At 57.1% G+C, this 13,983-nt stretch carries 16 protein-coding genes; 7 read left to right on the top strand and 9 right to left on the bottom strand.

The window, feature by feature from the left end:
- Window positions 1–191: 191 nt before the first annotated feature.
- The 3 genes from AB1402_05565 to AB1402_05555 are packed head-to-tail and all read right to left on the bottom strand — an operon-like array spanning window position 192 to window position 2,510.
- Window positions 192–1,244, bottom strand: coding sequence for an ABC transporter permease subunit (locus tag AB1402_05565; GenBank protein ID MEW6541064.1), 1,053 nt, complete (start codon window positions 1,242–1,244; stop codon window positions 192–194).
- Window positions 1,216–2,121 carry an ABC transporter ATP-binding protein gene (locus tag AB1402_05560; GenBank protein MEW6541063.1) on the bottom strand — a complete coding sequence of 302 codons (906 nt, stop codon included), beginning with the start codon at window positions 2,119–2,121 and terminating at the stop codon, window positions 1,216–1,218. Before AB1402_05560 ends, AB1402_05565 begins: the two co-directional genes overlap by 29 nt.
- Window positions 2,118–2,510, bottom strand: a complete 393-nt coding sequence (locus AB1402_05555) for a GntR family transcriptional regulator (protein MEW6541062.1) — start codon at window positions 2,508–2,510, stop codon at window positions 2,118–2,120. The genes AB1402_05560 and AB1402_05555 overlap by 4 nt, the downstream gene beginning before the upstream one ends.
- Window positions 2,511–2,675: 165 nt before the next feature.
- On the opposite strand from AB1402_05555, the gene AB1402_05550 reads away from it, so the two are divergent.
- Both AB1402_05550 and AB1402_05545 read left to right on the top strand, forming a co-directional pair.
- The gene (locus AB1402_05550; protein ID MEW6541061.1) at window positions 2,676–4,079 is read left to right on the top strand and encodes a MurT ligase domain-containing protein; all 1,404 of its coding nucleotides are present in this window, start codon (window positions 2,676–2,678) and stop codon (window positions 4,077–4,079) included.
- Window positions 4,051–4,776 (top strand): glutamine amidotransferase, encoded by a 726-nt coding sequence (locus tag AB1402_05545; protein ID MEW6541060.1) that lies wholly within the window; start codon window positions 4,051–4,053, stop codon window positions 4,774–4,776. The genes AB1402_05550 and AB1402_05545 overlap by 29 nt, the downstream gene beginning before the upstream one ends.
- Window positions 4,777–5,611: 835 nt before the next feature.
- Here the strand turns inward: AB1402_05545 and AB1402_05540 are convergent.
- The gene (locus AB1402_05540) at window positions 5,612–6,376 is read right to left on the bottom strand and encodes a hypothetical protein (protein MEW6541059.1); all 765 of its coding nucleotides are present in this window, start codon (window positions 6,374–6,376) and stop codon (window positions 5,612–5,614) included.
- Window positions 6,377–6,883: 507 nt separating this feature from the next.
- Between AB1402_05540 and AB1402_05535 the strand changes: the two genes are divergently transcribed.
- From AB1402_05535 to AB1402_05520, 4 genes are all read left to right on the top strand, one after another.
- Window positions 6,884–7,369 carry a DUF6431 domain-containing protein gene (locus tag AB1402_05535; protein MEW6541058.1) on the top strand — a complete coding sequence of 162 codons (486 nt, stop codon included), beginning with the start codon at window positions 6,884–6,886 and terminating at the stop codon, window positions 7,367–7,369.
- An 88-nt stretch (window positions 7,370–7,457) separates the two neighbouring features.
- Window positions 7,458–8,117 carry a helix-turn-helix domain-containing protein gene (locus AB1402_05530; protein MEW6541057.1) on the top strand — a complete coding sequence of 220 codons (660 nt, stop codon included), beginning with the start codon at window positions 7,458–7,460 and terminating at the stop codon, window positions 8,115–8,117.
- A 4-nt stretch (window positions 8,118–8,121) separates the two neighbouring features.
- Window positions 8,122–8,814 (top strand): Mu transposase C-terminal domain-containing protein, encoded by a 693-nt coding sequence (locus tag AB1402_05525; protein ID MEW6541056.1) that lies wholly within the window; start codon window positions 8,122–8,124, stop codon window positions 8,812–8,814.
- A complete protein-coding gene (locus AB1402_05520; protein ID MEW6541055.1) occupies window positions 8,807–9,607 on the top strand; it encodes an AAA family ATPase in 801 nt (266 codons plus the stop codon). The genes AB1402_05525 and AB1402_05520 overlap by 8 nt, the downstream gene beginning before the upstream one ends.
- A gap of 156 nt (window positions 9,608–9,763) precedes the next feature.
- On the opposite strand, the gene AB1402_05515 is transcribed toward AB1402_05520, so the two are convergent.
- The 5 genes from AB1402_05515 to AB1402_05495 all read right to left on the bottom strand — a co-directional run bounded on the left by AB1402_05515 (window position 9,764) and on the right by AB1402_05495 (window position 12,760).
- Window positions 9,764–9,889, bottom strand: coding sequence for a cyclic lactone autoinducer peptide (locus AB1402_05515; GenBank protein ID MEW6541054.1), 126 nt, complete (start codon window positions 9,887–9,889; stop codon window positions 9,764–9,766).
- Entirely contained in the window at window positions 9,886–10,539 is a 654-nt protein-coding gene (locus tag AB1402_05510; protein ID MEW6541053.1) for an accessory gene regulator B family protein, read from the bottom strand. The genes AB1402_05515 and AB1402_05510 overlap by 4 nt, the downstream gene beginning before the upstream one ends.
- Window positions 10,536–11,354 (bottom strand): ATP-binding protein, encoded by an 819-nt coding sequence (locus AB1402_05505; GenBank protein ID MEW6541052.1) that lies wholly within the window; start codon window positions 11,352–11,354, stop codon window positions 10,536–10,538. The genes AB1402_05510 and AB1402_05505 overlap by 4 nt, the downstream gene beginning before the upstream one ends.
- Window positions 11,355–11,543: 189 nt before the next feature.
- Window positions 11,544–12,263, bottom strand: a complete 720-nt coding sequence (locus AB1402_05500; protein ID MEW6541051.1) for a LytTR family DNA-binding domain-containing protein — start codon at window positions 12,261–12,263, stop codon at window positions 11,544–11,546.
- 20 nt (window positions 12,264–12,283) lie between these two features.
- The gene (locus AB1402_05495) at window positions 12,284–12,760 is read right to left on the bottom strand and encodes a hypothetical protein (protein ID MEW6541050.1); all 477 of its coding nucleotides are present in this window, start codon (window positions 12,758–12,760) and stop codon (window positions 12,284–12,286) included.
- A gap of 271 nt (window positions 12,761–13,031) precedes the next feature.
- On the opposite strand from AB1402_05495, the gene AB1402_05490 reads away from it, so the two are divergent.
- Window positions 13,032–13,367: a hypothetical protein gene (locus AB1402_05490; protein ID MEW6541049.1), complete on the top strand. Its 336-nt coding sequence runs from the start codon at window positions 13,032–13,034 to the stop codon at window positions 13,365–13,367.
- Window positions 13,368–13,983: the final 616 nt, after the last annotated feature.

The raw sequence follows: 13,983 nt of genomic DNA, 5'->3' as shown, positions 1-13,983 counted from the left end.
CGGGCGGAGGGGCGCAGGCGCGGTGATCTGCGTCGGCACATCGGGTTACAGCTACAAGGACTGAGTCGGGCCGGTCTACCCACCCGGAACGGCGAGTGGGGACATGCTCGACCGGTACGCGTCCGAGTTCAACTTTGCCGAGCTGAATTCACCTGTTACCGGCTCAACAAGAATTACCGTCCATCTGGTCTTTAGGCCGCCCGGCGCCATTCCAGCAGGCGGTTGGTCAAAAACCAGGTGACGCCGCCCGCCAGCAGGTAGCAAAGACTTAAGACCAGGGCCCCCGGATTGTGGATGCCGGCCAAAGCGGTCAGCAGCGGGCCGCCCAGCAGCGCGAAGCAGACCACCACCCCCAGCTTGAAGACGCCTTCCAGCTGTTCGAACACTAAAACCTCCCCGTTGTTTTCCAGCGGGTTTTTGGCGAACAGGAACCGGGCCAGGGCGTAAGCGCCGGCGGACAGGGCGACCAGGACACCGTAAAGGTAAACCGGGTTGTACTTGCCGAGCGCGTTGAAATCGATGACCCAAACGGGTACCGTTGCCAGAAGCGCGATATCGGAGAAAAGGTTGGGCCAAATCCAGTAGGGGGGATGGGCGTAATCCGAGACCCAGTAGTAAACGTTGACCTCCAGCAACGCGTACAGTCCCGCCGGAAAGAACAGGAAGATCAGGGCCAGGAGGCCGTTGCCCAGGGTGGTGCCGCTGACGGTGGCGATCAACACGGTGAAGCAGAAGACGAACGTCAGGACCAGGAAGCTGTGGAGCGCCCAGCCCCAGATGTCCGGCGTGCCGAACGGAAACGGAACGCCCGGGTTGACCCAAACCAGCAAGGTCATTAAGAGGGCGTTCACCCCGACAATGATCAGGATTTGCCCCAAGCCCACCACCACTTTGCTGAACAGGATGTCCCGCCGGGAATAGGGCATGGCCAGCAAAAGACCCAGGGTTTCCCGGTCCCGTTCCTGGCCCACGGTCATGGCGGCCAGGGCGACCGTGAAAAGGACCAGGCCGATCCCCACCAGGGCGTCCGCGGACCACACTCGAACGGCGAAAGCTTCGAATCCGTGCCAGTAGTGCCCTTCGGGCAGCGTCACCCCGGCTCTTAAGTAAGTCGTGATTGCGTTCTGCAGGGCGAACGTGGTCACGTAGGCGACAAAGCCGAAGAACAGGACGAAAAGCAGCCCGCTGTTCTTCCAGTCCTTCCAGGCCAGCGTCTTATTGGGCCAGAATCTTTTTAAGTTCATAGCCTTCGCCTCCCATCCGGTAAATAAAGATCTCCTCCAGGGAGATGTCCACGAAGTCCAGGAAAAGGGGCTGGAATGTCCGCAGCTCGGCCGCAAGCTCGTCGATGCCGTCCTGTGCAGTGATGCTGTAAACCCGGCCTTCTCGCTCGACGTTCAGGACGCTGGTCTTCTGCAAAACGTCCGCGGGAAGGGGGTTCTCGAATGCCGCCTGGATTTTGCGCACCTTGTGCTTTAAGTCTTCCAGGCTTTCGTTGAACAAGAGCCGGCCCTGGTGGATGACGGCCAGGCGGTCAGAGATGCGTTCCAGTTCGTGCAGGTTGTGCGTGGAGATGAAAACGGTAGTGCCGTTTTGGGCCACTTCGTCCATCAGGATGGTCAAGAACTGCCGGCGCAGCACCGGGTCCAGGCCGGCGGTGGGTTCGTCCAGGACCAAGAGGGCCGGCCTAAAGGCCAGGTTCAGGATGATCGCCAACTGGGTGCGCATTCCCTTGGATAGGTTCTTGACCTTGGCGTTTTCCGGCAGGTCAAACACCCGGCAGAGTTCCTCGAAACGTTCCGGACTCCACGTTTCATAGGACTCCCGGTAAAGCCGGAACATGTCCTTGACCTTGAAACCGGGGTAGTAGCGCTGGTAATCGGCCAGGTAGCCGATCCTGGATTTTATCCGGGGATCCTGAAGCACCGAGCGCCCGTCGATGGAGACCCAACCCCGGGTGGGCAGCAGGAGGCCCATGATGATCTTGATCAGCGTGGTTTTACCGGCGCCGTTCGGTCCCACCAGGCCGAAGATCGTGCCCGGCGGCACTTCGAGATTGATGTTCTCCAGCGCCGTGTTTTCCCGAAAGGTCTTCGTCAACCCGTGAATGACAATATTCACTTTAGGCCCTCCCCGATGCCAAGCTCCTGCATAAGTTGCCTGACCAGCGCCACAATCCGCTCCCGGTCCAGTCCCAGGTAGTGCGCCTCGACCAGGATTTTGCGCAAGTTTTCCCGAAACTCACCCATCTTCTCCTCGTCCTCCCGCACCCGATAATCCAGGCACACGAAGGTGCCCTTGCCCCGCAGCGTTTCGACGACCTTCTGCCGCTCCAGTTCCTGGTAGGATTTCTGAATGGTGTTGGGGTTAATCGCCAACCGTCCAGCCAGCTCCCGGACCGAAGGCAGCCGGTCACCGGGTTGCAGCACACCCCGGAGGACGGCCTCTTTGACCTCCTGCACCAGTTGCTGGTAGATGGGGGTGCTGCTGCGCTGGTCGATATTGAACAAAGCCGCTCACCTGCCTTGCGGAGTGTCTGAAGTGTACTAGGATAACTAGTACATATATAGCATTGTCCGGGAATCGTGTCAAGAGGTTTTTTTTGGGGCGAGTGACCCAAACCTTGATTAATGGCCGCCGGGATTGTACATTAATTAAGGTGGATGGAGGTTTTTATGAACGGCAGGCTTTTGATCGCCATCTGCGGCGCCAAGTCGGCCGCCCGGTGCAGTCGACTGCTGGGGCGGCCGGGGTCGTCCCTGCCGGGCAAGGTCGCCCTGAGCCTTTATCCCGGAACGCTCAGGCAGCTGGCCGCCCGGGCGCAGCGGGGGGTGGTCCTGGTCACCGGCACCAACGGCAAGACGACCACGAACAACATGCTGGCCCGCATCTTGCGGGAGGCGGGCTACCGGGTCGTGTGCAACCGGGAGGGCGCCAACCTGGTCACGGGGGTGACGACGGCGTTTGTCCGGGAAGCTGACGGCTGCGGCCGGCTGCGGTTTGACTACGCGGTCCTGGAAGTGGACGAAGCCGCTTTTCCGGGAGTGGCCGCCCAGGTCAATCCGCAGGCGGTGGTGGTCACCAATTTCTTTCGCGACCAACTGGACCGTTACGGAGAACTCGACACGACCGTCGCGCTGATCCGCGAAGCCCTGAAAAGGCTGCCCCGGGTCCGGCTGGTCATAAACGCCGACGACCCGCTCGTGGCCCAGTTCGGCCTGCTGGGGCCGCGTACGGCCCACTTCGGCTTGGCCCCGCACACCCGGGTGGTGGAGGGCGGCCGGCACACCCGGGAGGCGCGGTTTTGTCCTCAGTGCGGCACCACCCTGCAGTATTCCTTTTACCACTACAGCCAGTTGGGCCTGTTCCGTTGTGCCGGGTGCGGTTTCCGCCGGCCCGAACCGGGGGTGGAAGCGTTGCAGGCCCGTTACCAGGGCGAAGGGGTGTCCTGCCTCATCCGGACGGGGGACGCGGAATACCGGCTGGAGATGCAGACCCAGGGGTTTTACAACTTGTACAACGCCCTGGCCGCCTTTGCCGCCGGGACCCTTTTGGGGTTGGACCCCGGCCGGGTGATCGAAAGCCTGGAGACCTACGAGCCGGCGGTCGGGAGGCTGGAGCGCTTCCGCTACCGGGACAAGCCGGTGTTTTTAAACTTAGTAAAGAACCCGGCCGGCTTCAACGAGGGCTTGAACCTTTTGCCGGCCAATCCGGGAACCAAGGACGTCTTCATCGCCATAAACGACAACGTGGCGGACGGCCGGGACGTCTCCTGGCTCTGGGACGTCGACTTCGAGATGCTGGAGACGGTGCAGGAGAAAGTGCCCCGGTTCGTGTGCGGCGGCCTCCGGGCGGAGGACATGGCGGTGCGGCTGAAATACGCCGGCGTGGACCCGAAGAAGATCGCGGTGCAGCCGAACCTGAAGGCGGCCGTGGGCGCGACCCTGGACGGCCCCGGGGAGGCGGCGTACTTCTTTGCCACCTACACGGCGCTCTGGCCGGTGGAGAGGATTCTGAGGCCGAGGCTGACCCCGGAAGGGAGGGCGGACCATGCTGGTCGCGGGTCATCTGTATCCTGACCTCTTGAACCTGTACGGGGACCGGGGAAACCTGACCGCTTTCGCCCGGCGGTGTTCGTGGCGGCAGATTCCGGTTGCCGTACGGGAGATACCGCTCGGGGAACCGGTGGACTTTCGGGAACTGGACTTTCTGTTCGTCGGCGGGGGTTCCGACCGGGAACAGGGAATCCTGGCGGAAGATCTGATAAGGCGGCGGGACAATCTGGAAGCGGCCGTTGAGGACGGGCTGGTGGTGCTGGCGATTTGCGGCGGCTACCAGGTTCTCGGCCACTACTACCAGCTTGCCGAGGACAAGGTGGTCCCGGGCCTGCGGCTGCTCGACTTCTACACGCGGGCCGGCGCGAGGCGGCTCATCGGGAACTGTGCGGTGGAGCTTGAACTTGACGGACGCCCGGTACGGGTGGCCGGATTCGAGAACCATTCCGGCCAGACCTTCCTGGGCCAGGTCGAGCCCCTGGGCCGGGTGCTGGCCGGTTACGGCAACAACGGCGCCGACGGGCTGGAGGGGGCCCGCTACCGCAACGTTTTCTGCTCCTACCTGCACGGCCCCCTGCTCCCCAAGAACCCCCGGCTGACCGACCACCTCATCTCGCTGGCCCTGCAGCGGCGGGGCCTGGACCCTTTCTTAAGCCCCTTGGACGACCGCCTGGAAGAGCAGGCCCGCACCGCCGTCCTGAACCGGCTCAAGGTGCGCTAGACCCAACCCCGAAAATAGGCAAGACCGTAGAATTCTTCAAACACTGTCGTCGACCTCCCCCTTGCGGACGGACCGGTAGGAAACGGCGGGAATCTGCAGGTCTTTGCGCTGCTGGTGCCTTAAGCCCGCTGCCGTCAAGAGCCTCGATGATGCCGCCGGCTCTTGCTGCAGATGCTCTGGCAGTCGGGGTTCTCATGAGCTCATATTCTGTTACAATGACCATACGGTGACGGACGCCTCTAGTGCTGCTGCTAACCACACACGCACAGCAAACAGGGGCGTCTTTCCTTTCTATAATGATATGGCCATTATATCCAGCAGACTCCGGTCAGGCAATCCCGTCAGCTTTCGGACGTTTTAGGGTAGCTCTAACATCAAGAAAAGCTACCGGCTCGGCTGGCGAGTGTTACGTGTGTTTTTCAATCGAATCAACCGGCTAAAATAACGGTTCCAAATCATGAAAGACCGCCCACACCCAGATAGTAAATACAAATACTGCTAGAAATAATAGCCAGGCAAGACCCGTTTTATCCTTCTTCAGAGCAACGGACGCACCCACCAAAAACAAAGGAAATAGGAGTGGATATCCTTTAAATAAAGGCAATAAACTTAAGTACAGTGCAAAGGGCAAATACAGTATTGCACCCAATATCAGCCATTTGGGCCGCTTCTTTATCAATCCTATAAGTGATATCAGAAGCGATATCGGCCAACACCAAAATAACACAAATAGCACCATTGTTAATGGAGGGTTCATTTTTGCTTTCCTCTCATCCTGTTTATCTCCTGCATAAGGTTATGGGACCGCGCACAATGCGCGCGGTCCCATAAATACTCAATTCACAAACACTCTTCCATGCAATAGACCGCTAAACTCACCCCAGTGATCCCAATCTGCATACCAAGCTGCCACCCCACTATTTGTTCCGGATAAAGTCACATGGTGCCAGGCCCAGGTATACTTGTTAGGATCTAGAAAATCATTGTTCCAGTATTGTGCCTCGCACTTCGTGTTAATGACAGTATTGCCTGCGCTGTACCAAGGGCTGTAGCTTGTTGACCAACTTGTATACCAGTAAGTACCAATTGGAGAGGGTTGGGCAGTCCAAAATACATACCAGTGATTGTTTCGAAACACGGTACCATTCGCATACACAGTCCAACGAAGTCGATTTGTGGTGCTGGCAAGTTCATATTGAGGAAGATGATCTCTTGTAACTAATCTTACTTGTATTTCGTAAGTTCCTGGTTTAATAGAGCTTATGCTGCTTGCTTCATCATCGTAAGTTTCAAGCTCATCCCTTGGTGTCAATAGCTCAACTTTGTAAGTTCCTGCTTCAACATCAACGGTTATGTCAAATACGATTTCTGGTGTTCCTGCTTTCTTTGTTCCCATAGTTCTGACTGAAACACGTCCATCTGGGTAGATTATTGCGCTGACTTGATCCAAAACTAAGTCACTAGCTGGGTCTGCCTCCAAAACACGAACACTTACGTGTTCATCCTTTAAATCGCTTTTTCCAAAAGCCCCGTTGAACGGTACGAGGCTCAACATTAGAGCTAACATCAGCATTAACGCAATTCTTTTCCGAGTGATCACAGGATATTACACTCCTTTCAAAATGAATTGACACCACAATCATCAGTTACTCGCGCTCTCAACCCCGGAAGACCATCGCCTGATTACCACCTCCCTGTAAGTTCCTCAGGATGCAGCCTTTTGCTACCTCCTTTTCCTTCAAAGTCCCGGTAACCCACGGGAGCAAGGCTGAAAACCTGTAACCCACCCGAAACCTTTGCGCATCCACCATAACAAACCGTAACCATTTTGTCTCAATTTTTGCCCGAAATGGTGGCGTACGCCCCTGAGACGTAGAGATTTTGGTACGAAACCTATTGAAACGAGAATGAACACTTACCGGTTTGCAGAGGCAATCTGTTAGGGCTACCCTAAAACGTCCGAAAGCTGACGGGATTGCCTGACCGGGGTCTGCTGGATATAATGGCCACATCATTGAGAAAGGAAAGACGCCCCCTGTTTGCTGTGCGTGTGTGGTTAGCAGCAGCACAAGAGGCGTCCGTCACCGCATGGTCATTGTAACAGAATATGAGCTCATTGAGAACCCCAACAGGGGTGTTTTTTGTGAGGAGCGCGGAGCAGATACCCTGTCCCTGCTGTAGCGGGCGGTTGAAGGCAATTGGCAGCCGTAAGCGGAGTTGTATCGACAGCCTGGGGGACAAAATCATCCTCGTCATCCGCCGCCTTCGTTGTGTTGCGTGCCGTCGCATCCACCACGAACTGCCGGACCTGCTGGTGCCGTACAGGCGTCACATAAGAGAAAGCATTGAGGCAGCCGTGGGCGGTGTAGCGCCGCGGCCGATGACTCCACCTTGTGGCGCTGGCGGAGCTGGTTTTGGGCACTGGCTGCGTATTTCCTCGGTTGCCTTACCGCTCTTCAGCCGCCCGTTATGCGCTAGCGTCTGCGGAAGGCCGATCCACCCTTCCCGGGTCCGCGCTCCACAGGATCTGGCAGTTGGTAGGGGATGGCGTGAGCTGGCTGGCCAGAGTTGTCCGCCCGGTGGCCAATGCTAATCTTTGGGTACAGACCCGTTCGGCATTCCTGTCCTGACGGCTCCTGTATAGACTCGTGCCAAATCAACTATCGAGGAGGGCGTTTGGCATGAGAGACCACCGGAAGGCCGAAGAAATCGCCGCCGAGCGAATACAGCTTTTGTCCCCGCTGTTGGCGGAAGGCGTGGATGCGGCCAAAGCCAAAATACTTAAGGCCCAGATTTGCGCACAGACCGGGATATCCGAGCGTACCTTGCGCCGGTACCTGGCCCGGTACCGGGAAAACGGGTTCGGGGGCCTCAAGCCCAAGGGTAAAGGTGAACGCCTGAACAGGGAGGCCGTCCCGGCCAACGTTCTGGAGCAGGCCGTCCTTTTGCGCCGCGAGGTGCCGGGAAGAAGTGTCGCGCAGATCATTCAGGTCCTGGAGTGGGAAGGGCTCGTTGAACCCGGTCGGATCAAACGCAGCACCTTGCAGGAGAAACTGGTGGAGAAGGGCTACAGTGCCCGGCACATGCGCATGTACGCGGATACCGGCGTTGCCGCCCGGCGGTTTCAGAAGCGGTACCGCAACCAGCTCTGGCACTCGGACATCAAGTATGGGCCGTACCTGCCCATCGGCCCGGATGGCGCCAGGAAACAGGTCTATCTGGTATCCTTCTTTGACGACGCCACCCGCTTCATTGTGCACGGAGAGTTCTACCCCACCTTGGAGCAGCGCATTCGTCGAGGACTGTTTCCGCCAGGCGATCCGGAAGTACGGGACGCCTGAAGCGGTGTTTTTTGACAACGGTAAACAGTACCGGACCAAATGGATGACCCGGGCTTGCGCCAAGATGGGGATCCGGTTGCTTTTTGCCAAGCCGTATGCTCCGGAAGCAACGGGCAAGGTGGAGCGGTTCAACCGAGTGGTGGATGCCTTCCTGGCCGAGGCGGCCCTGGAGAAACCGCAGTCGCTGGACAAGCTCAATGCGCTGTTTTGGGTCTGGTTGGAGGAGTGTTACCAGAACAAGCCCCATTCAGCTCTGGAGAACAACCGGAGCCCGGCTGCCGCTTACCAGAGTGACAGCAAGGCGATCAGGTTTTTGGATGCCGAAACTGTCGCATCTGCTTTTCTGCACTGCGAGGACAGGAAGGTTGACAAGGCGGGCTGCATCAGCTTCGCGGGCAAAAAGTACGAGGTCGGTCTGAATTTTATCGGCTGCAAGGTGGATGTCGTCTACGACCCGGCTGATACCGCCGCCCTGACCATCGAGTACGAGGGGCACGCCTTTACGGTTAAGCCACTGGTCATTGGCGAGCAGACCGGCAAGCGTCCGCGACTGCCAGAGCATCTGCAGCAAGAGCCGGCGGCATCATCGAGGCTTTTGACGGCAGCACGCTTAAGGCACCAGCAGCGCAAAAACCTGCAGATTCCCGCCGTTTCCTACCGGTCAACTCGCAAGCGGGAGGTCGACGGCAGTGTTTGAAGGATTCTACGGTCTTGCCCATACCCCGTTCACCCGTGACATTCCGACAGGCCAGTTGTACCCGTCCGTGATGCTGGAAGAGACACTGGGCAGACTGGAACATGCCGCCAAGCGCCAACTGTTTATTGTGTTCACTGGGGACAGCGGGACCGGTAATACCACCGCCATCCGGCGGTTCAAGGATACCCTCGACCCGGCCCGGTTTCTGGTTATGTACCTGGCAGATTCCAAGCTGACGCCCCGGCATTTCTACAAAGGCCTGCTGGAACAGTTGGGGTGCGAAGCCAAGTTCTACCGGGGCGATGCCAAGCGCCAACTGCACCGGGAGATCGAGTTGATGCGGGGCGTTCATTCCTTGCAGCCGGTGGTGATCATGGATGAAGCCCACTTGTTAGATAAGGAGATGCTGGAAGAGGTCCGGTTTCTCCTCAACTTCAAGATGGACTCCATAAGCCCCATGGCCCTCATCCTGGTCGGGCAGAGCGAGCTTTTAGAACGGCTCCGACTCCAGGCCTACGCCGCCATCCGGCAACGCATCGACTTGCAGTGCAGACTAACCTACCTGGACAGGGCGCAAACCGGCGAGTACGTAAAACGGCACCTGGCCTACGCCGGTGCGGACCGAGACATCTTCTCGGATGGGGCGTTGGATGAGGTCTTTCGTTTCTCAGCCGGAGCCCCGCGATTGATCAACAAGGCCTGTACCCATTGCCTGATTTACGGGGCGCAGAACGGCAACCGAATCGTTGACGACCATATGGTAAAGCGGGTGATTCAGGGAGAGCTCATATAGCTCTCCCTGCTCCGCCCGCCGATGATTGCCGGCCAACTGTCCGGTCAATTCTTGGACAATTAACACCGTCTATCCCCGGACATTATAGGCTGGCCGTAACAGCAATCCCCCAAAAGGGAAAGGGGCCTTTTTGCCCCTTTCCCAAGTATTTGATCTCTATTTTCTCCTTAGCTCTTCCGGCGTTTCCGGCTGGTGCCAGAACAGCCAACTGGCCGGCTGTGCAACCATCACGGCGGCCAACAGAGCCGTCTGGCTGGCGAATGTCAGCAATAGTTTCTTCACCTTCTCACCTCCCCCCGGCGCGTAAAGATTCCCAACCCAGCAGCCAGGAACTGGTCCACAGCGTTTATTGCCCGGTAACCCCAGGGCGTGACGGTGAAGGCCTGAATGAGCAGTCCCAGGCCGCCCGCTACAATCAATTCCGGAGAAATGTTGTTTCGGATGCCCAGGTGGAGGAGAAGAAGGTAAAAACCCAGCACGAAAAAGGCCCAGGCTTTCAAGCGCCGTTTTTCCCGGTGACTTTTTATCGGGCGTGCGGACGTGTCCGCGGGTACATAGAGCAAAACGGCTAATGCGGCCACACACAGAACGGCAAGGACGAGGGGGAAGGGATGAAAAGAAATTTGGCTGGTGAGCAGGACGCTGGTGGCGCCGGCCAGCATAAAGGTACTCAGAGAGCTTAACAGGCAACGGTCAAACGCCCGGCAGTGCGCTCCGCCCGCCGGCAGTCGGAAAAATGCCGCGGTTCCCGCCGCCATCCAGGTGGCCGGGCCGATCCCAAGCAGAAAAGGTATGATGGCTAAGGCCGTGAGCTGAACCAACCCGCCTAGGACGGCTTCCAGACCGTAGGCCAGAACCTTTAGCCGGGCCGGATCCAGCTCAAGCTCGGTCTGCAGATAAACCGCCGATTGTTCGGCCCAACGCCGGATCACGGCGCCACCCCCCGCAACGGAAACCATACGGTAAACGTGGTTGGATTATCACCGACTTCCACCCGTCCCCCGATGCCGGTCACCACTTCCCATACCAGGGCAAGGCCCTGGCCCCGGCCCGTACCCCGGGTAGAGAAATCGGGGTTGAAGATCCGCTCCCGGTGTTCGGGAGCAATTCCCAGGCCGCTGTCACTAATGCGCACGATCAAGTATTTGTCGTATTGCGCTATGGCACACATTACTTTCCGTTGCGCAGCCGGCAAGGGTGTCACGGTTTCGAAGGCGTTATCCAGGAGATTGCCCAGTACGCCGACCAGGGCGTAGGCGATGGATACTGGTAGCGGGCCGAAGGCATTTTCCACATCCAGCTCGAAGTCCACCCCCTGCGCCGCAGCTTGATGAACCCGAACCTGCAGAAAAGCCGCCAGCACGGGGTCATTGCCTTGAATCGCCTCATTGGCGTTGGCGCCAACCCGGATCATTTCGCCCAGGTATTTGCGCCCCATTTCTTCGCGCCCGGTTTGAAACAGGGCTGCCAGTGCCTGAAGGTGATTCACCAAATCGTGCCGCTGCGCCCGCACCACCTGGAGAAAGCCGTGGGCCGTCTCCACTGCTCTCTTCTGTTCGTCCAGCATGAAACGGCGGGCCTCATTGGCCATTATCCACCCGACGAGGGCCAGGACCAGCATATAGTGCAAGAGAATGAACACCGCCGCGATCACTAAGCCTTGTGACCAGAGGAGCAAACCGTGGAATTGCAGAACTTGAACAACAAGGGCGATTCCGAGCAATTGGCATAGTATGGCGGCCAGCAAGAGTGAGCCTGCCCGGGAAAAGTGTTGCTGATTAGGCCATGTATGCTGGCTGTTTTCAGCAACAGGCCTTTTTGAACGGAACCTCACGCGTACTACCTCGTCCCATTTTGAGTATATCGTAACATCCCGCGGACGATATTCAGGGGGGTTTAAAACCGAAATGCAGAAATAATGACCCGAAATGTAGTTTTACTGACCCGGAACAAAAGGCAAGGCTTCCAGTCGTCTCTTGAATTCCGCCAAGTTATTGCGGCTAAGAAACGCTTCTTTGGCGCAATTGCGAAAGACAATTCTAAGACTGTAATTAGTCCATGCCTCAACCTTGGCCACCCAATCAAGGTTTACCAAATAGGAGCGGCTAGTGCGCAAGAAGTTGGGGTAACGGACCAGTTGATCTTCGATTACCGCCAAACTCTGGCGGGCGGCAAATGTTGCGGTTTCGGTATGGACAATAGTCCTCTTTCTTTTGTCAGATTCGATGAAGATGATTTCTTCTAACCTGATTATCTGGAACTCTTCTTTGTGAGAGAGAACAAGGCGACCGGCCTGACGCTGCGGAGCCATCCTTTCTCGCACCCGGGCAAGGGTTTTGGCTAGGCGCAAACGGTTGTAAGGCTTAAGGAGGTAGTCCACCGAACCCAGATCAAACGCTTCGGGGGCGTGTTGTCGATCTACGGTCACGAAGACGATGAACGGCCTAAGGTCGGCGAGAAGCAGTTGCCGGGCCACCTCCAGCCCGCCCAATCCGGGAAGGCCGATGTCCAGGAAGACCAAGTCGGGATGAAAGCGGGTAACCAGATCCAGCGCTTCCGGCCCGCTCCCGGCTTCGGCTATAACCGCCACGTCGCCCGCCTCATCCAGTAGTTGCCTCAGGTATTCCCGTTCAATGACTTGGTCCTCAACCACCACCGCTCTAAGCATTCCTGCACTCACCCACTTTGAGCAGTTCTTTGTCCCGGGACAGGCCGGAAACGATATAGGAACCAGGCCACCACAGCCATCAGGATGAGTTCCGGCCAGGCCAGAATGATGCGTAACCAGGAATCCGCCCAGAGATCCCTTAACTCAGTCACGCCAACGGCCCGAGCCAGCAAGGGTATAATAATAACTTGGACTGCGGCAAAGCTGCCGAAGGCAAACAGCGTACCGATCAAACCTCGGAGAAAGGGAAGCCGATAGAAAACAACGATGAGGATAGTGAACACCAGTACGCCAATTAATGAATGAACACCGTAGGGTAGCGGCAACGCCCGCACACCCCATGCCGCAAGAGCCGATAGAACAGCAGCCGGAAATATCAACTGGAATCTCCAGCGTACCCCGAGGAGGGCGCCCGCTAGGCTGAGCAAAACTACGCTCTCGGGTATGGAATGCAACACAACGGCCGCCAATGGCATCCGATCCACGGCCGCACCCTCCATATACTACTATTGCTTCTTTAATTCGGCAGATATTCCCACAATCCTTCACGCTTAAAGAACTTCCCTCCTGACCTCAGCTACAAACTTCTGCCAAAACGGCTTAATCAGGATGTCATAAAGTAACAAGCTAAAAATCAGATAAAATCCCGCTGTAACCGTCAAATAAGGGATAGCAAGGTGTCATATTAAGGATCAACCGACCTGCTGCCAAAATAGAAGCAAGCCCTGCCTGTCGGCAGGCAGGAGGAGTGAAAACATGCGGACAGTCAGAGTCACTGAGGATACGCAGGTGGAAACGGTATGGTCCGGTGAATGTCCGGCCGTTTCAGCCGGCGAATACGGCCTGAAGCTGTTTTTCGAGGGCAGAAAAAGACCGCTAATGATTGTTTTCTCCGGCCAACACTGCATTGCCGACACGCTTGAGCTGTTGAACTTTCTGTGGGCCGAAGCCCTCTATGATGAAAACCTCCCTGCCTGTGCCGGGCCCGGCACAGCAGACAGGGACAACGGGAACCCGCATGAAGACCCGGAACGATACATTGTTGACGACAGAATCCCTTGCTGCATACCAGACGATGCCGACGACTTTTGAAAGGGGGCTGAATACGCTGCGGGGATAACCATAGGGGAACAGGAAAATGGAACGGCATTTTGGGTATTTCATACGATAGAGTGGAGTCTGTCGGCGTAACAGGCAAGTTCAAAAATATTTATTACGGTTTGGCATACAGCGGTCACGGCGTCAATTCCTCTTTCATGTTCGGGAATATTATTTCCAGCATGTACCACGGCATGCCTCACGGTTGGGAAAAAACCGCCTATGCCAATCACAAACTTTCGTTCATCCCCCCAGAGCCATTCAAATGGTTCGGTGTTCAAGGCGTAATGAAGTATTATCAGTGGCTCGACCGAAGATAAAGTATACTTCTAACAACACCACCCAACAAAGCGTGCACCTGAAGCTGGGGACTGCCGCTGCGCGGCGTGCGCACATCCCAAGCAGTTTTCCACGCCTGAGCCTTTTGGGTTGGACGGCTTAGCCGTCCCCGCCCCAGCACAGGTAACGCAAACCGTTCATAACGGCATTAAAGACCCGGATCCCCCGTACTTTTCGTACTCGCGCACCGTCACGGTAAACTAGAGAAGACAAAAAAGCTTGCCGCCCGGGGAATAGTCTGTTAGGATGGGCGTAGTAATACTGTATACAC

This window comes from Bacillota bacterium (assembly GCA_040757205.1).
Taxonomy (GTDB): domain Bacteria; phylum Bacillota; class Desulfotomaculia; order Desulfotomaculales; family Desulforudaceae; genus Desulforudis.
This window is presented reverse-complemented; position numbering and strand designations above follow the sequence as displayed.